Annotated in this window: 15 protein-coding genes and 1 pseudogene; 14 read left to right on the top strand and 2 right to left on the bottom strand. The window is 40.2% G+C overall.

From position 1 onward, the window contains the following. Position 1: 1 nt before the first annotated feature. The gene (locus F927_RS12310) at positions 2 to 922 is read right to left on the bottom strand and encodes a chromate resistance protein ChrB domain-containing protein (RefSeq protein WP_004885571.1); all 921 of its coding nucleotides are present in this window, start codon (positions 920 to 922) and stop codon (positions 2 to 4) included. A 365-nt stretch (positions 923 to 1,287) separates the two neighbouring features. Here F927_RS12310 and F927_RS12305 point away from each other — a divergent pair, with 365 nt between their 5' ends. Beyond that, complete coding sequence (locus F927_RS12305) at positions 1,288 to 3,387, top strand: ATP-dependent nuclease (RefSeq protein WP_005085368.1); 2,100 nt, start codon at positions 1,288 to 1,290, stop codon at positions 3,385 to 3,387. 5 nt (positions 3,388 to 3,392) lie between these two features. Further along, positions 3,393 to 5,126, top strand: a complete 1,734-nt coding sequence (locus F927_RS12300) for a UvrD-helicase domain-containing protein (protein ID WP_005085367.1) — start codon at positions 3,393 to 3,395, stop codon at positions 5,124 to 5,126. Between the two features lie 72 nt (positions 5,127 to 5,198). Here F927_RS12300 and F927_RS12295 read toward each other — a convergent pair whose 3' ends face one another. Next, positions 5,199 to 6,422, bottom strand: a complete 1,224-nt coding sequence (locus F927_RS12295) for a tyrosine-type recombinase/integrase (RefSeq protein WP_004885576.1) — start codon at positions 6,420 to 6,422, stop codon at positions 5,199 to 5,201. Between the two features lie 170 nt (positions 6,423 to 6,592). Between F927_RS12295 and F927_RS12290 the strand changes: the two are divergent. The 12 genes and pseudogenes from F927_RS12290 to F927_RS12240 form a co-directional block, all read left to right on the top strand. Continuing rightward, positions 6,593 to 7,291: pseudogene (locus F927_RS12290) on the top strand (CAP domain-containing protein); the annotation flags it as partial. A 23-nt stretch (positions 7,292 to 7,314) separates the two neighbouring features. Beyond that, positions 7,315 to 7,464, top strand: coding sequence for a hypothetical protein (locus F927_RS17235; protein WP_005085365.1), 150 nt, complete (start codon positions 7,315 to 7,317; stop codon positions 7,462 to 7,464). 28 nt (positions 7,465 to 7,492) lie between these two features. Then, positions 7,493 to 7,876: a hypothetical protein gene (locus F927_RS12285; RefSeq protein WP_005085364.1), complete on the top strand. Its 384-nt coding sequence runs from the start codon at positions 7,493 to 7,495 to the stop codon at positions 7,874 to 7,876. Positions 7,877 to 7,998: 122 nt separating this feature from the next. After that, positions 7,999 to 8,319, top strand: a complete 321-nt coding sequence (locus F927_RS12280; protein ID WP_005085362.1) for a hypothetical protein — start codon at positions 7,999 to 8,001, stop codon at positions 8,317 to 8,319. A 231-nt stretch (positions 8,320 to 8,550) separates the two neighbouring features. Further along, positions 8,551 to 9,129: a restriction endonuclease subunit S gene (locus F927_RS12275; protein WP_005085360.1), complete on the top strand. Its 579-nt coding sequence runs from the start codon at positions 8,551 to 8,553 to the stop codon at positions 9,127 to 9,129. Positions 9,130 to 9,222: 93 nt separating this feature from the next. Next, on the top strand, positions 9,223 to 9,468 hold the full coding sequence (locus F927_RS12270) for a DUF2188 domain-containing protein (RefSeq protein WP_005085359.1): 246 nt from the start codon (positions 9,223 to 9,225) through the stop codon (positions 9,466 to 9,468). Between the two features lie 8 nt (positions 9,469 to 9,476). Further along, positions 9,477 to 9,707, top strand: coding sequence for a hypothetical protein (locus F927_RS12265; protein ID WP_005085357.1), 231 nt, complete (start codon positions 9,477 to 9,479; stop codon positions 9,705 to 9,707). A gap of 80 nt (positions 9,708 to 9,787) precedes the next feature. Then, positions 9,788 to 11,422, top strand: a complete 1,635-nt coding sequence (locus F927_RS12260) for a type I restriction-modification system subunit M (protein ID WP_005085356.1) — start codon at positions 9,788 to 9,790, stop codon at positions 11,420 to 11,422. Positions 11,423 to 11,531: 109 nt separating this feature from the next. After that, the gene (dinD, locus tag F927_RS12255) at positions 11,532 to 12,377 is read left to right on the top strand and encodes a DNA damage-inducible protein D (protein ID WP_005085354.1); all 846 of its coding nucleotides are present in this window, start codon (positions 11,532 to 11,534) and stop codon (positions 12,375 to 12,377) included. Continuing rightward, positions 12,374 to 13,600, top strand: a complete 1,227-nt coding sequence (locus F927_RS12250) for a restriction endonuclease subunit S (protein WP_005085353.1) — start codon at positions 12,374 to 12,376, stop codon at positions 13,598 to 13,600. The genes dinD and F927_RS12250 overlap by 4 nt, the downstream gene beginning before the upstream one ends. Beyond that, a complete protein-coding gene (locus F927_RS12245; protein ID WP_005085351.1) occupies positions 13,597 to 16,860 on the top strand; it encodes a type I restriction endonuclease subunit R in 3,264 nt (1,087 codons plus the stop codon). The genes F927_RS12250 and F927_RS12245 overlap by 4 nt, the downstream gene beginning before the upstream one ends. Continuing rightward, the gene (locus tag F927_RS12240; RefSeq protein ID WP_005085350.1) at positions 16,860 to 17,606 is read left to right on the top strand and encodes a M48 family metallopeptidase; all 747 of its coding nucleotides are present in this window, start codon (positions 16,860 to 16,862) and stop codon (positions 17,604 to 17,606) included. Before F927_RS12245 ends, F927_RS12240 begins: the two co-directional genes overlap by 1 nt. The last annotated feature ends 289 nt before the right edge of the window (positions 17,607 to 17,895 follow it).

The raw sequence follows: 17,895 nt of genomic DNA, 5'->3' as shown, positions 1-17,895 counted from the left end.
ATTATTCTCTTGATAGGTTGGCATATAAGCCATCGAAAATGTGATTCGATAATGCAAATAATTGATCATCGTCACTTATCTGACTTCGAATTCCTTGAATAACTTTTTCAATACCGATTGCTTCGGGAGGTTCAATCCCACCTACATCAAGGTAATGAACAATTTCAGCGATTTTCTTTAATGCAGGTGTTTCTAGATCAAAACTATGTAAAAGAACTTCGAAGGTCACCCAATGATTGATATGACTGAAAGTTGCACCATCAAAATCGAATCCTAATGCCTCTTCTGGGCAGTCACTTGGCGTTTCTAACCAAATGAATGTTGGTGAGGTATCAATAAATGTCTTGATTAGCCATGCAGAAGCTAGGCGATCAATCCAAGGTCTTTTACGAGTTGCCCAAATTCTGTTTTGATAACTAGCTTTATCGAGAAGTTGAATATGAGCTTGTATTGCTAGTGGTTCATTCACTTCACCAAGACGTGCAATTGAAAGTTCTAAAGAGGAAAGCTCATTTAGAACCTGTGCTTGAGTTTCATCGGGGTAGTAGTCAATTTCTACAAGCGCATCGATACTTTTTCTTAATTTCCGGATTTGCTTGAGCAGCTCTTTCTTTTCATCTTTGGTCTGCCGATCTCTTAATTCAGACAGTTGTTTATAGAGAGCATCGTATTCTTCTTTCCGACTGAAAAAAGAAGCAAGCTCAAGATTTAAGGGTTGTTCTGCATGAAAGATATAAGCAGCCCCTTGTTCTGAGATAACATCATTAGCAATAGGATCAAACTTTTCACTATGGGAAATAGGGAGCAAATAGACGCCATCTCTTAGAATTGCTGCGCCGCTTGCTTTGAGAGATCGCCAGACTCTCATACGAGTGGTTGTATTCTGTGTAGGTAGCGAGGATATGAGCAAGGATATTTTCATGTAATATACTCAACTTATTTGTTTATTATATTACATTGCTTGTATCGTGGTACAAATATTAAGAACTGATTTCTTATATCAGGATAAATATTAAGACGGGCGGCAGACAAGCTTTGATTGAAGTAAAATTAAAGTTGAAAACTATTCGATGTGTTTACGTTACTGATCTATTGTGTTGAAAAAAGGCTCAGTCGTAGTTAGCTTGTAGAGATGGCAATTTCTATTTTGAAGATTATGTTAGATAGCTTTAAAAAGTTTATGCTTAAGTTGTATATTATTATTTTTAGAAATAATAATATCTTAGTTATTAAGCTATATTCATAGTCGAATTTTTAAAAGCTTAAAATAAATAATTGGGGATAATAATGCGCATTGAAAAAATTAAAGTAGAAGGTTTTAGGCTTCTTGAGAATGTCGAATTCGGATTGGAAGAGAATTCAACTGTAATTGTTGGACGTAATAATAGTGGAAAGACATCTTTTACCAGTATTTTTGATTGTTTTTGTGGTGAATCTGGAACAAGATTTCGGCTAGAGGATTTTTCAGTTTTATCACGAGAAAAATTTTTAAAAGCTAAAGAATTAAGAGAGGCGGGGGAAAGTTCAGAAGTAATATTCGAAACACTTCCTCGAATTTCTCTTATACTTACATTTCAATATAATAAACTTTCTCCTGATTTAGGTTCTCTATCCCCTTTTATTATTGATTTAGATGAAGACTCTACAACGGCTATTGCGCGAGTTGAGTATCGGCCTATTTTGAAAAATATGCATTTGCTTTTTGACCTTACCCCATCTTCCGCAGTGGTTGAACCTCGTACACATTTTTATAAAAATTTGAAGGGTAATTTGTCTAAAGCTTATGGGGTTCATGTAAGTGCAATTGATCCTACTGATAGTACAAATACGAGAGATTTTGAAGGCACATCTGCTTTAACAGCATTATTACAATGTAACTTTGTATTAGCTCAAAGAAATCTTGATAAAACAAAACTAGGGGATGCTGATGTAATAGGTAAATTGCTTAGTGAGCTATTTAAGACAGCTACAGCACCATCTGCTGCTGAGGCAGATCAAAATTTAGCTATAAGATTAAAGCAATCTGTTGAAAATATTGAGCATAATGTCCAACTCGACTTTGATGGCATGCTTAAAGAATTATTACCAGTTATGAACGTAATGGGATTTCCAAGTCTTAATGATACTGAGATAAGACCAGAGACATCATTAAACGTGGAATCATTATTATCAGGGCATACTAAGGTCGTTTATAGCGGAGTTGATGGAGTACATTTACCAGAAGGGTATAATGGTCTAGGAACCCGTAATTTGATTTACATGTTGCTACAGTTAGCAAGCTATCACAAAATCTATAGATCAAAATCAATTAGCCCCGCTACTCATTTAATATTTATTGAAGAGCCAGAAGCTCATTTACATCCTCAAATGCAGGAGGTTTTTATCAATCAATTAAATGTGGCTGTTCAAAAATTATCGGAAAATTATTCTAACAAAGATAAATGGAATATCCAGTTTGTTATCACAACACACTCCCCACATGTTGCGAATGCTGCAAAATTTGATGCTGTTAGATATTTTTATAATGAAATTCATAAGATAGAAAACGTACGTCAGACAAAGGTTAAAGATTTTAAGAAGGGGTTGAGTAGTATTTCTGTTAAAGATCAAAAATTTTTACATCAATATATGACCTTAACGAAATGTGATCTTTACTTTGCTGATAAAGCTATCTTAGTTGAAGGGACAACAGAACGTTTATTAATGCCAAAGTTATGTCAATTAGTTGATGAGTCTCTTGATGAACCACAAAAACTAGCCAGACAATATGTTACTTGTGTTGAGGTTGGTGGAGCACATGCGCATATTTTTTATCCACTCCTTGACTTTCTGGAGTTGAAAACGTTAGTAATCACTGATCTAGATTCAACAAAAAAAGGCAAAATAACTAAGAATGGAAAACAGGAAGATGCATGGGTGAAATGCCCAGTAGTTGATGGTCAGAATACATCTAATGCTGCCATTAAAAACTGGTTTTATCCTAAAGAAGTCGATGATACTGGTAAAGTTAAGAAAAAAGCTAAAAATGAGGATAGTCAAATTTCCCCGTCAGTCTTGATTGCTAAAACTGCTCAAGAGAAACAAATTAAGTTCCGTAGAATTGCATATCAAATACCAGAAGATCCAGAAACTAATATATGCGCTAGAAGTTATGAGGATGCTTTCATATTAGCTAATCTTTCTAAATTTGAATTACCTGAAGGACAAGATATTGCTGTTGCTGCTTGGGAAAAAGCACAAGGGCTTATTAAATCTGATTTCGCCTTAGAATATGCAATTCTAATAGAAGATTGGTCGGCACCAAGATATATCAAGGAAGGTCTAATTTGGTTATCTGAAATGGACACTATAAAAAAATCAAACTATGAATTAACTACAGGCGAATAAGTAGCATGAGTGAGATTCTAGACAATCCAGCAATAATTGCAGCTCAACTAGCTGAAGCAAAAATTAATGCAGCTATAAAAGCAGGACGAAGTTTCCGGCTAGAAGCTGGCGCAGGTGCGGGAAAAACATTTTCTTTAGTTCATGCTCTAAAATCCATTATTAAAGAGCGTGGTAGATCATTAACGCAAACAGGTAAAAAAGTAGCTTGTATTACTTATACGGAAGTTGCAAGAAATGAGATTGCCCAAGAAATTGAAGACCATCCAGCAATTTTAGTCGATACTATACATGGATTCTCATGGGCTTTTATGCGCCAATTTCAAAAAGCCATAAGAGAGATTCTTATTGAAGATGATTCAAGAAAAGAAAAAGTTGAACAAGGTGGTGGCATTGGGTCTAAATCAGTGGAATACGAGTTGGGCTTTTTTGGTGTTAATGATCAGAAAATTACACTGAGTCATGATGATATCCCAACGATGATGGCTAAATTACTAAGTAAAGAAAAGTTTCGGAAAATATTTAGCAATCAGTTTCCGGTAGTTTTTATTGATGAATATCAAGATACCAATCGCCAATTTATGGATGCTATTACAGAGTATTTCTTAAAACCAAAGGTGGGACCACTTTTTGGTCTTTTTGGAGACCATTGGCAGACTATTTATGGTAGTGAATATGAATTGGCAGAGTATCCAATCGAAGAGATTGCAAAGGGATCAAATTTTCGATCAGTTCCAGCAATTGTAGATATATTAAATAATTTAAGACTAGACTTACCACAAGCTGTCAGTTCGCCAGATGCAAAAGGTGAAGCTAGATTTTTTCATACTAATTCTTATAAGGGGACACGAACAGATGAGAGAAGTTCTAAAGATGATTTACCAATAGATATAGCTCGATCTACTCGTACAAGTTTGATACAGAGGCTACAAAATGAGGGGTGGGATATTGAAAAAACTAAGATACTGATGTTAAGCCATAATGTTTTAGCATCTGAACAAGGATACCCTCAATTAATTAAAGTATTTGACGGACGTAATGATCAATTTGCTAAAAAAGAAGACCCTGTAATAAAATTTTTTGCAGAAATAGTTGAACCAATGAGTGTTAGCTATAGCTTATCAAATTATGGTGAGATGTTTAAAATCTTTGGCTCAAGGCCTGCAATAACGAAGCATGAAGATAAATCTTGTTGGCGACGGGATATGGATCAATTATTAAAACTAAGACAAGAGGGGACTATAGGGCAAGTGATAGATCATCTTAAGCAGACAAAACGTCCCTCCCCCCCAGATAGAGTGCTTAGACGAGACGATGAGCTTATTTCTCTAAGAAATTCACCTGACACGGAAATGTCTTCAACACTACTTCGTTATAATAAATTAAGAGAAATTCCATATAAAGAAGTAATCGAAGTTACAAAGTTTATTGAAAAGCAAACTCCATTTGCAACTCAGCACAGTGTTAAGGGGGCAGAGTTTGAGAATGTATTAGTAGTTTTAGGTGGTGGATGGAATAATTATAAATGGCCACAGCTTCTCGAGTTGCTTGAGACTAAAAAGTTGACTAATGCAAACACAAAAGGTTTTTATAGAGCTCGTAATCTTTTCTATGTATCTATTTCTCGCCCAATGACGAGACTGGCTGTGTTAGCTACTCAGACATTATCTGATACAGCACTTGTAACAGTGAATAATCTATTTGGAAGTGAGAATGTAATAGAATTAAGTTTAGATACATAGAGTTGTTTTCAACTTATGTATCTAACTTTTTAAACATATTTTTTGGGAAAAAATAAAGAATTTATACCTATACTATAGATTATTATTTTTATCCCAACTATCTACATGTTCAGCCCACCATTGCATCATCGTTTTACGATCATTTAACCATTGAGCATGATTGTACGATGCCCTTGTTTTATTATCTGAAACGTGGGCAAGTTGTAATTCAACCCAATCCTTATTAAAACCATTCTCATTAGCCACAGTGGATGCAGTTGCTCTTAGAGTATGCATCCTGAACTCTAATTTCATATTACTCAGGGCTGTATTCAATGTGGTTTTACCCATCATTTCCCCGTCTTCTCCTGCAAATATATATTCACTATCTGGATAAAGTGCAAATTGCTCTTTTATGATTTCAATGGCTTGGTCAGACAATGGTACAACATGCATTCTGTTCTTTTTCATATTGCGCTTGCCAGCCAAAATATCAGCCCTTGATACTGCTGGAATCGTCCATGTCTTATCTTCAAAGTCAATATATTCCTTTTTACCTCGACGTATCTCAATGCTTCTAAGCCATGTGTATATTGCGGCTTTAATAGCATTTCGTGTGCTAATTGAGCCACCGTATGCATTGAGCTTAAGCATAAGTACTTTTTTTTCAGACTCAGTTAATGGTCTGGCATGGGTTACATCTGGCTGTTTAATGTAACCCCTAAGAACATAAGTAGGATCTATAGAAATGCGTTTTGTGATAATTGCATATTCCATAACCTCACCAATGATTTGTCTTACAAAAATCCCTTTAACTTCTCCTGTGCCTCTTCCTGATTTTTTGATTCTTGCCATAGTGCTATCAAGCACAGTTTTAATATCAATAGAGTCAATCTCATGAATAGGTTTGTTACCAATAAGAGGGTAAACATCTTTCTCAAAATAACTGCTTCGGCGTTGTTCCCATTCCTTGGATTGTTGAGCTTTTCGGGAATTTATAAATTCACTTGCGACTAACCGAAATGTACCATTATTTGCTTTAATTGCTTCAAGGCGTTCATTTTTCTGGTGACCTATTGGGTCTACTCCTTTGGCAAGTTGCTCTCGATATTCAATAGTTTTTAATCGAGCATATGCTAAAGTAATTTCAGGATATTTACCGATTGTGAGCATTTTTGCTTTAGTAAGAAAGCGGTAACGATAACGCCAGAATTTGCTACCAGATGGGCGGACTTCTATACAGAGCCCTGAATGATCAGCCATGCGGTATAATTCTTCACGTGGTTTTAATCTTTTGATTTTTAAATCGTTCAGCATATGTTGTGAGTAACGCTATTTTTGAAAGGGCTTACTCACAATCTTACTCACAAAAATTGGTAATTGCATGTATTACATTGTTATGGAAGGTTAGAATAAAAATATCGTTGAATCAATTGGATAGGTTGTAATGTGATTTGTATTTATAGAAGGTTAGATTGTTAATTGGCATGATGCAGACCGCTCTTATTCTTGCTGCAAACAATATCTTGACCCATTATCCAGAACCTAACACAGACTGCTACTCTGATATTGGTGCTGTTGGTGCAAGCACCAGTAATCTTGAAATGGGTGTGAGATCAATCATGTATGATTATTCGCCTGCCGAAAGTGTTAGAAATATGACACATGATAAATTGAATGTTGTAGCAAATAATGTTGGTCATCGTAGGTGGATCATTAATCCATTTATGGAAAAGTCTGCTTATGGTTCAGTCAATGCACCATCAATTAAAGATACTCAATTTCCTTATGTGGTTGGGACTTCTCATAAAACAATTTATTTCCAGAAGAATCCAACCACTGCAAAACTTGGTGTGATTGCTTATCCATATCACAACTATCCTTCGAAATACTTTATGAAAGGAGCAATACTTTCTGTTTCTATCCTCATTGATCAAAATGACTATTGGGCGAATCAAAATGTAGATTATTCCAAAGCAAAACTGGTGGTAACAGAGCGAGGTGGTGGTGAGCAAAAAATTAGAGATATTAGCTATGACAATCTTGGTATGGGGATTCCAAATAATATCCAGTTCTACTTCGATGGTTTAAAAAACAATATCATTTATGATGTCAAACTCAGTAATGTCTTAGTGAATGGTCAACCTAAAGAATATTCATACTGGTTTAATGTGAATGATCGTTAATCGAAAATAAGGACAACAACAAAATGGCACGTAAGATTCAAAAAATTCTCGTCACGAGTAAAAGAGATACTTCTGATCTGAATGACATGATTACTTTTATCAGCCTTTATGACAATCCAGTCAATTTCTCACAGCACATCTTACAGTGTGGCTCTATTGACAATGTGTTTTAACCTCCAAATAAATAAAGAGTCATATCAAATGAAAAAATTAATATTCGCAGGACTATGTGTAAGCCTTTCAACATTAGCTAGTGCAGGCGCAAAAGAAAGCTTAGTTGGAAAACGACTGGTCTTAGATTTACCCGATGTAGAATGTGCAGGCTTGTCATTTTCCAAGAATGGTAAAGATGCTGCAATGTATGCTGAAATGGGACAATGTCAAGACCCATTACCATTGAGGGTAAAATGGTTAGATGACAAGACTTTCATTCTTATTGAAAAAGTACGAACGAATAATATTTCTCCACCACGTACTTATTTATACCGAGTAAAAAGTTACCAGAAAAATGGTGTTGAATTGACGGATATCTCGACAGGCTGGGGAGATCATAAAGATACGACCATCAGTTATTATTTTAAATAAAGAGAAGGATTGGCAGCTTAGAGAATTCGTTAAAAACAATGGATCAACGATAAATTAAAGGTTTAAAACAATGAACTACTACGCAGAGGACCCCTTCTAGGTAATGTGACCTAGGAGGCAATATGAAAAAACTGAAATTTCAGTACCTACAACCTGAAAATATTCATCCTAATGACGGTATACGAGAACGATACCCTCATCTGAGAAATGTGTATCATAAAAAGTTCAGCACACGTCAAGAGCGTAGTTTTTATTTTCTTCATTTGATTGAATATAAGAACTATCCTTTAAAACTTCGTGTTGCACGAGGTACGGGCTTGCCTGATGAAAGGGATGATCTACCTGCTTATGTCTATACAGTAGCAAAAAGTTGGAAGCATAATTCTAGAAGACAAAAACAATTCTATAAAAATAATCAAAAAACATGTGGCCAAAATAGATAAATATTTATCGATACAAAATCAGTCATTTATGGGGGGTATAACTCAAAATATATTAACTGCTGTGGATAGTACTATTTGTTTTAATGTCCGTGAATTTATGTTCTTAAAAGAGTATTTTTAAAATAAAAGTGCAAAAATGCCATTTCTGTAAAAATTCATGTTGACAATAACAAAATCTCATTTAGACTTAATTTATTGCAGAAACGCCATTACAACGCATTTGAGGTGATAATGAAAGTTAATTTGAAAAAAATTGCCTCTGTACAGATGGGGCACTCTTTTAGGTCAAAGCTTGAGCCAGACACTAATGGAAATATCTCTGTTATCCAGATGAAGGATTTAACTGAAGATAACCGACTAAATGTCCAAGAGCTAGTGCAGATTGCTATGCAGGACTTAAAGGATCATCACAGAGTTAAACATAACGACTTAGCATTTCGCTCTAGAGGTCAAACCAATACGGCAGCATTGATTGACCAAGAGTTGAATGATGCTGTTATCGCTGCGCCACTGCTGCGAATTCGGGTTGAAAGTGATTCGGTAATGCCTGCGTATTTATGCTGGTTTATTAATCAACCGACTTCACAAGCAGTATTGCAAAGTAAGGCAACAGGCACGGCAGTAAGAATGATTGGCAAACCTGCACTTGAAGATCTGGAGATAGTAGTCCCTAGTCTCGATGTGCAGAAAAAGATCATTGAGATTTACCAATTATCCATCAACGAGCAGAAGCTAATGAATACATTAGCAAAGAAAAAGGAGGTGTTAACTGACGCAATATTAATGAATTTAGCAGTGAATACCCAGTAAGGAAAGTTACTGGGTTTAGACGAGCCGAAAGTGTGACAGCACTTTTAGCAAAACTTTAATCCACGTTTCATTTGAAAAACAGGAGCCTAAATTATGGCAAAGAATACATCATCAAGCAAGGGCAATACCCGACATGTCGTACCACATCCTGATGGGTGGGCGAACAAAAAAGGCGGTGCAGAACGCGCTTCAAGCGTACACAGCACCAAACGAGAGGCCGAAGCTGCGGCACGCGAACAAAGCAAGCGCGAAGGCTCTGAGCTTGTTGTACATGGCAAAGACGGCCAGATACAACGCAAAGATAGCCATGGTAACGACCCTAAAGACATTAAAGGATAGAAGCCCTTATGAGTGATGAATACAAAAAGAAAATAGGTGTACCCGAGTCGCATACCCTCAACATCGTAAGTAGTCAGTGGTCGCAACGAAAAGGCCAAGACACTGATACCTATGAATGTGAAGAGCTAAACGAGCAAGGTGAAGTCATTGCACGGTACACCATAAAGGACAGTACATCGATTTACCCTCCATTTGGGCGGTCGATTACTTGGACTCAATCAGCCGTACTCGATTCTTAACCTTTTAACTTACAGCTAGCGGGGCGCTACCGGTATAGCCTGCCCCGCTTTATGACACTGACCAGATTTGAGGAATTTATATGACTAAAGATATGAACGACAAGATTCAACAAAAAGACATCAACAATGCAGCATGGGCTGCATGCGATACTTTCCGTGGCGCGGTAGACCCTGCGCAATACAAAGACTACATCCTAGTAATGCTGTTCGTAAAATACATCTCCGATGTATGGAATGACCACTACGCAGAATATAAAAAGCAGTACGGTGACGACGACGTCCGTATCAGACGTAAGCTTGAGCGCGAGCGTTTTGTACTGCCAATAGTAGAACTCACAGAAGAAGTAGAAGACAAAGCAACCAAAGAGAAGAAAACCGTTGTTACCGACACATTTTTGGCCAACTACTATTCATTGTTAGAGCGTAAAAACGAACCCAACATTGGCGAGCTGATCAACATTGTTTTAGAGCATATTGAAACCGCGAACAAAGCCAAGTTAGAAGGCGTATTCCGTAACATCGACTTCAACAGCGAAGCCAACTTGGGTAAAACCAAAGACCGTAACCGTCGCCTAAAAACCTTGCTGGATGACTTCAACAAGCCCGCACTCGACATGAGCCCGTCGCGCGTGTCTGAAGATGTCATTGGTAATACCTACATCTACCTTATTGAGCGTTTTGGCTCCGATGCAGGTAAAAAAGCCGGTGAATTCTATACCCCTCATAAAGTCTCTGAGCTGGTTGCGCGTCTATCTGCACCAAAATCGGGGGCGCGTATTTGTGACCCTGCGTGTGGCTCAGCCGGTTTATTGATTGAAGCCGCACGCCAAGTGGGTGACCGCAATTACTCACTCTACGGCATGGAAGTCAACGGCAGCACCTGGGCGCTGGCACGTATGAACATGTTCTTGCACGGTTCCGACTCTGCTCGTATCGAATGGTGTAACACCCTCACTTCACCTGCGCTGGTCGAAAATGACAGACTGATGAAGTTTGATAATGTGGTTGCCAACCCACCGTTTTCACTCGACAAATGGGGTTCAGAAGACGTTGAATCCGACAGATACAACCGCTATTGGCGCGGTCTACCACCTAAATCAAAGGCAGACTTTGCCTTTATCAGCCATATGGTTGAAGCCGCCGTTGAAAAAGAAGGTCGTATTGCCGTAGTAGTCCCTCATGGTGTGCTGTTTAGAGGCGCAGCTGAAGGCCGTATTCGTCAACAACTGATTGAGGAAAACCTATTAGATGCCGTGATCGGTTTGCCCGGCAACTTATTCCCAAGCACCGGCATTCCCGTGGCAATTCTGATATTTGACCGCTCACGTGAGAAAGGCGGTGCCAATGAACACCGCAAAGACGTGCTGTTTGTTGATGCCAGCGGCAAAGACCACTACCAAGCAGGGAAAAACCAAAACATCCTGCTGGATGAACACCTAGACAAAATTGTTGCAGCGGTAACAGCCCGTGAAGAGGTAGAAAAATACGCCCATTTAGCCACCTTTGACGAGATCAAAGAGAACGACTTTAACCTGAATATTCCGCGCTACGTCGACACCTTCGAAGAAGAAATTGAGGTCGATATTGTGGCGGTACAGGCTGAGATCACCAGCCTTGAAAGCGAACTTGCCGAGGTTCGCAACAAAATGGCAGCGCTGTTAAAGGATATCGTACCTAACGAGGCGCAAAGCAACACAACGGAGGTGGCTGAATGAGTATGACGAACAACAACCATTTTGTTGACGCCAACAAAATGGTGTCTAAGTGTGAGTACGGCACTACAAACCAATTGCGTGACGTCACGAAAATGGTGGGAGGTGCGCGATGAGTAACAAAAAGCTTACCCAACCAGAACACACCAGTTTTGAAAGTATTCGCGTGATTAATGAACAAGGTGGTGAAATTTGGCTGGCCCGCCAGTTGGCGAAAGTATTGGACTATGCAGAGTACCGTAACTTTTTACCAGTTATCGAGAAAGCCAAAAAAGCCTGTGAAAACAGTGGCCAAGCGGTGGCAGACCATTTCGTGGAGATCCACGAGATGGTCGAAATTGGCTCAGGTGCCCAGCGCAAAATGGACTCGTTTGCCTTGTCCCGTTACGCCTGTTACCTCATTGTGCAAAACGGTGATGCCAGCAAGCCGGTGATCGCCAATGGCCAGACCTATTTTGCCATTCAGACTCGTCGCCAAGAGCTACAAGATGACACTGGCTTTCAGCAACTTAATGAAGACCAAAAGCGTTTAATGTTGCGCAATGAACTGGCCGATCACAACAAGCAACTGGCTGCTGCGGCTAAAGATGCAGGAGTTGAGTCTGGTTTGGACTACGCCATTTTCCAAAACCATGGCTACAAAGGCTTGTATGGTGGGTTAGACAACAAAGCCATTCACCAACACAAAGGCTTAAAAAAGAGCCAAAAAATCCTCGACCATATGGGCAGTACCGAGCTTGCTGCTAACCTGTTCCGCGCCACGCAAACAGAAGAGAAGCTAAAGCGTGATCAGGTCAGCAATAAAGCCCATGCCAACCAAACCCATTTTGAAGTGGGTGCCAAAGTGCGCGCCACTATTGAAGAGCTAGGCGGCACTATGCCAGAGGATTTGCCAACGCCGGAAAAAGGCATTCCCCAGTTAGCGCGTGCGCAGAAGAAGTTGGAGGGTGATCAATGAGTAAATTAAAAACGGTGCCTTACGGTTGGAAATTAACAACTCTTGGTACCTTTATGGAGTTTAAAAACGGTGTTAATGCAGATAAAAATTCCTACGGCTCTGGCACTGAGTTCGTAAACGTAATGGACATCTTCAAAAGAAACTTCATGAAAAAGTGCAATATTCTTGGGAAGGTGGAAATTACTGAAAAACAAAAAGCAGAGTACTCAGTAAAATATGGCGACATTCTATTTAACCGTACATCAGAAGTACCAGACGAGATTGCATTTTCATCCGTTTACCTTGATGAGGCAGAAATAACATTTGGCGGTTTCGTTATTCGTGGTAGACAGAAAAAAGAGCTTCTAGATCCTTTATTTGCTGGTTACTGTTTCAACAATAGCAGTATTCGAAGAGAAATGATCCGACGTTCACAAGGTGTGGTAAGAGCAAATATAGGCCAAAAGGATCTAAATAAGGTGCCAATCCTTATACCACCTAAAGGTGAACAAAAGAAGATCGCTAGTGCGCTAGCTCTTTGGGACGACACCATCGCTAAAACTGAGGCGTTAATTACAGCCAAGGAAAAGCAGTTTGAATGGTTAACGCAATCCCTTATTAGTAAAAAATGTCCTGATTGGAATCATTATTATGCAAGAGAACTTTTTACTGGAGTTTCTTCTAAAGGGCATCCAGACGAAGAACTTTTATCGGTAACTCAAGACCAAGGCGTCGTGCCAAGGTCAATGTTAAGTGGCCGAGTAATGTCACCTGCGGGCAGCACAGCAGGTTATAAGTTAGTGGAAAAGGGGAATTTTGTAATTAGTCTACGTTCATTCCAAGGAGGTCTCGAATATTCTGATTACCGTGGAATTGTTAGCCCAGCTTATACAGTACTTAGCTCAAGGAAAGAAATACATTCCGGCTTCTACCGACATTTTTTCAAGTCATATATTTTTATTGAAAAGTACTTGTCGGTTGCGGTTATTGGTATTCGTGACGGCAAACAAATTAGTTCTACAGATTTCGAGACCGTTAAAATTCCTTACCCTGATATGGATGAACAAGTAAAAATAGCCTCCCAACTAGACACGGCAAGGCAGGAAATTGATTTACTAAAAGGGCTCCTTGGAAAATACCGCAGCCAGAAACGCGGTCTGATGCAAAAGCTGCTTACTGGTGAGTGGCAAGTGAGCAGTTCTCAGCACCTCTCTGAGGAGACTTATCAGGAGGCAAGCGCATGAGCACACCTCCAGTCAATTACGCAGCAAACTCGGAGCCTTCGGGCTTCGAGTTTAACGAAAAGTACTTGTCGCAAATTCCTGCCCTGCAACAGTTAATCAATTTGGGTTATCAGTACCTCACCCCTGAGCAAGCGCTGGCTGAAAGGGGGGGGCGCAGTGCCAATGTGATTTTGGAAGGGGTGCTACGTCAGCAGCTAAAAAAGATTAACCGCATTAACTATAAAGGTGGCGAGTATCTGTTTAGCGAAGAGAACATTCAAACCGCGATCCAAAAGCTGAAAAACATTAAGTTTGATGGCCTGCAAAAAACCAATGAGTCGATTTACGATTTAATCACCTTAGGCTCAGCCATGGAGCAAACCATTGAGGGGGACTCAAAAAGCTTTACCCTCAACTACATTGATTGGAAAAACCCGAGCAATAACAGCTTTCATGTAGTCGCTGAGTTCTCGGTTGAGCGCGCACGCAGCACCGATACCGTGCGCCCCGATATCGTCCTGTTTGTCAATGGTATTCCCTTTAGCGTGATTGAATGTAAATCACCCAAAGTGGATGTAGAGCAAGCCGTATCACAAAATATTCGTAACCAGGGTGATGACTATATTCCGCGCCTGTTTACTTATGTGCAGCAAGTGCTGGCAGTGAATAAAAACGCCGCCCAATACGCCACAGCAGGCACACCTAAGAAATTTTGGGGCGTGTGGAAAGAGCAAGAAGACAAACCGGCCGATGTCGATAAAGGCGTAAATACCGCTTTAGACGAAGATACAAAAGCACAGTTATTCAGTGGCGAGTTTGCCGCCGCACGGCCATTTTTTGATGCGCTAGAGGCGGAAGGTAAACGCTTGGTGACGGAACAAGACAATGCTATTCACAGCCTGTGCCGTCCAGAGCGTTTATTAGATTTGGTGTATCGCTTTACCCTGTTTGATGGTGGCATTAAGAAAGTAGCCCGCTATCAACAATATTTTGTTATTAAAGCGACTATCGCCCGAATTAAACGCCTAACCAATAAAGGCAATGGTGCAAAAGAAAACCGCCAAGGTGGTGTTATTTGGCATACCCAAGGTTCGGGGAAATCACTCACCATGGTGATGCTCACCCGCGCTATGGCTCTAGAGCCGCAGCTTATCAACCCCAGGATCATTTTGGTTACCGACCGGGATGATCTTGATAAACAACTGGGTAATACCTTTGCGGCCTGTGGTTTAAGCCGTGAACGTGCCACGTCTGGCCGAAACTTAGTTAAGCACCTGAAAAACAAAGTGGGTTTGATCACCACGCTTATTCATAAATTTGATAAAGGTTGGGTGGCCGAGAAGTTTGTTGATGAGTCGCACGATATTTTTGTATTGGTCGATGAAAGTCACCGTACCAACTTTGGCTCATTGGCGGCCCGAATGCGCCAAATGTTGCCCAATGCCTGTTTTCTTGGCTTTACTGGTACGCCACTACTGAAAAAAGAAAAGAATAACTTTGCCAAGTTTGGTGGCCTGATTGAGCCGCACTATACCATTAAACAAGCGGTTGCCGATGAAGCCGTATTGCCACTGCTGTACGAAGGCCGACATGTTGAGATGGAGCAGAATCAGTCGGCTATCGATCTCTGGTTTGAGCGTCACACGGCTGATTTAAGCAAAGAGCAAAAGGTCGACCTTAAAAAGAAATACGCACGCGCTGAAATGCTAAACAAGGCCGATCAAGTAATATATATGCGCGCCTTTGATATCAGCGAGCATTTTCGTGCTAACTGGCAAGGCACCGGCTTCAAGGCTCAGCTAGTCGCCCCAAGCAAACAGGCTGCATTAAAGTATCAAGAGTTTCTACAGGATATTGGCATCGTCACCACTGAAGTGGTGATTTCTGGCCCAGATACCCGTGAAGGTCACGATGAAGTAGACGAAGGGACAACCGATGAGGTGGGTAAATTCTGGGACAAAATGATGAAGCGTTTTGGCTCTGAAGAAGAGTACACCAAGCAAATCATCAACCAGTTTAAGCATGGTGATGACCCTGAAATACTCATTGTGGTGGATAAGCTATTAACCGGTTTTGATGCACCGCGCAACACTGTGCTGTATCTATGCCGAACCCTGCGAGAGCACACGCTATTACAGGCCATCGCTCGGGTTAACCGCCTGTACGAAGGTAAAGAGTTTGGCTATATCATCGACTATGCCAGCGTATTAGGCGAGTTGGATAAAGCCCTAACCATGTATGAAGCCTTTGAAGGGTTTGACGAAGATGACTTAGCAGGAACGCTCACCTCCATCAATGAGGAAGTGTTTAAGCTGCCACAGCGTTACTCTGACTTATGGGATTTGTTTAAAGCCGTTAAAAACTCAAAAGATGAAGAAGCCTATGAGGTATTGTTGGCCGATGACGAGTTGCGTGAAGACTTTTACGAATGTTTATCAGCATACAGTAAATCTTTAGCCATCGCTTTATCGTCTGAGCAGTTCATCATGAGCTCTGATGAGAAGAAGCTACAAACCTATAAAAACGATTTAAAACGCTTTCAGAACTTAAAGGCAGCGGTTAAGTTGCGTTACGCCGAGGCGATTGATTATCGCGATTACGAGCCGAAAATTAAAAAGCTGTTGGATACTCATATTCAGGCTAATGAAGTGACTCAGCTTAATGAGCCTGTGAATATTTTTGACGAAAAAATGTTTACCGCAGTGAAAGAAGAGCAAGGGGTTTATCAAGCTAAGACTACGGCGTCGAAGGCAGACACCATAGCCCACGCCACAAAGCGAAGTATTTCGGAGAATATGGACGAAGACCCTGCTTTTTATGAGAAGTTTTCGAAGCTGATCCAAGCCGCTATTGATGACTTTAAGGCTAAACGCATCTTAGACTTGGAATATCTCAACCGAGTAATTGACATTCGTAACAAAGTGGCCACGAAGCAGCATGATGATATGCCTGATTGCATTCGTGAAAACGACGAAGCGTGTGCCTACTTTGGCTTGATTAAGCCACAGTTTCAGCAAGTGGCAACACGCAACGAGTTAGATGATGCTCAGCTTGATGCCATTGCGGCACAAACATCGTTGGCGATACAAAAGATCATTGATGCTTATTGGAAGGTTGATTTTTGGGACGATGCAGACGTTCAGAAAACGGCGATGAATGATATTGACGATTTTCTTTATGATGAAGTCAAAGAGCAGTACGGCGTGATGCTGAGCTTAGAGCAAATGGACGAAATCATTGAGAAAACCATGCAGATTGCGAAGCACAGGAGGCATTCTTGATGTCATCAACCATCAAGCAGGCCGAGGTACTAACGGCAAGTGCTGAAAGGCTAGCGGTTGTATACGGAGGGGGTGAAATCCCCTTCCAGTTGGCTTTTTCCAAACGCAAGTCGCTGGAAATATCGGTTCACCCTGATAAATCAGTTTTTGTGAAAGCTCCTGAAGGCACTGACCGTGAGGCGATTGAAGCTAAGGTGAAAAAGCGCGCTCGCTGGATCAAGCGCCAAATTCGCTACTTTGACCAGTTTGACCCAAGAACCCCTTCTCGCAAATACGTCAGTGGTGAAAGCCATTTGTATCTAGGCAAGAAGTATCGGCTAAAAATTGAAGTAGGCGCTGACAACGGTGTAGCGCTGAAAGCGGGCTTTTTTTGGGTAACATCTGCCAATGGTAAAACAGACCATGTGGAGTCGCTACTTGATGATTGGTATCGAGAAAAGGCTGATTTTCATTTAAAAAAGGTGTTTTCGGATTGTTGGGAGAAGTTCAAACATTCAGATGCAGTCAAGCCAACCATTAAAATCATGCAACTCAAAAAGCGCTGGGGCAGTCTATCAAAAAGCGGAACTCTGACCTTAAACCGCGATTTAATTAAGGCACCGAAAGAGTGTATTGAGTACGTGATCATTCATGAACTGTGTCACCTAAAGCACCATAACCACGGTCCAGAGTTTTATCGCTTACTTGAACGTTCTTTGCCAGATTGGGTAAAGCGCAAACATAAACTTGAAATGACAATGATTTAGCAAATTGATTTAAATGTGAGCTACTTTCTCTATTAATTTAATTTAGCTATTGAAACCGTATTGCAACCCTGTAAATATTTATTGGGTGTAAGTTGTTGTAATAAAATAATTATTTATAAGAATAGATCCTATCCATCATCGGGGCAACACTGATGCGAGGGCTTTCAATGGTTTCAACAGTTTGCTTAAGCGTCATTAAAAATCATACCTTAAATAGCCAATCGGACTGTAATCAAGCAAAAGGAATACACTGCACATATTTGTATGGGCTGAATACAATACATTGGAT

The sequence above is a fragment of the Acinetobacter haemolyticus CIP 64.3 = MTCC 9819 genome (assembly GCF_000369065.1).
GTDB classification, from domain to species: domain Bacteria; phylum Pseudomonadota; class Gammaproteobacteria; order Pseudomonadales; family Moraxellaceae; genus Acinetobacter; species Acinetobacter haemolyticus.
Note: the sequence above shows the minus strand (reverse complement) of the source record. Positions and strands in the feature narration are given on the sequence as shown.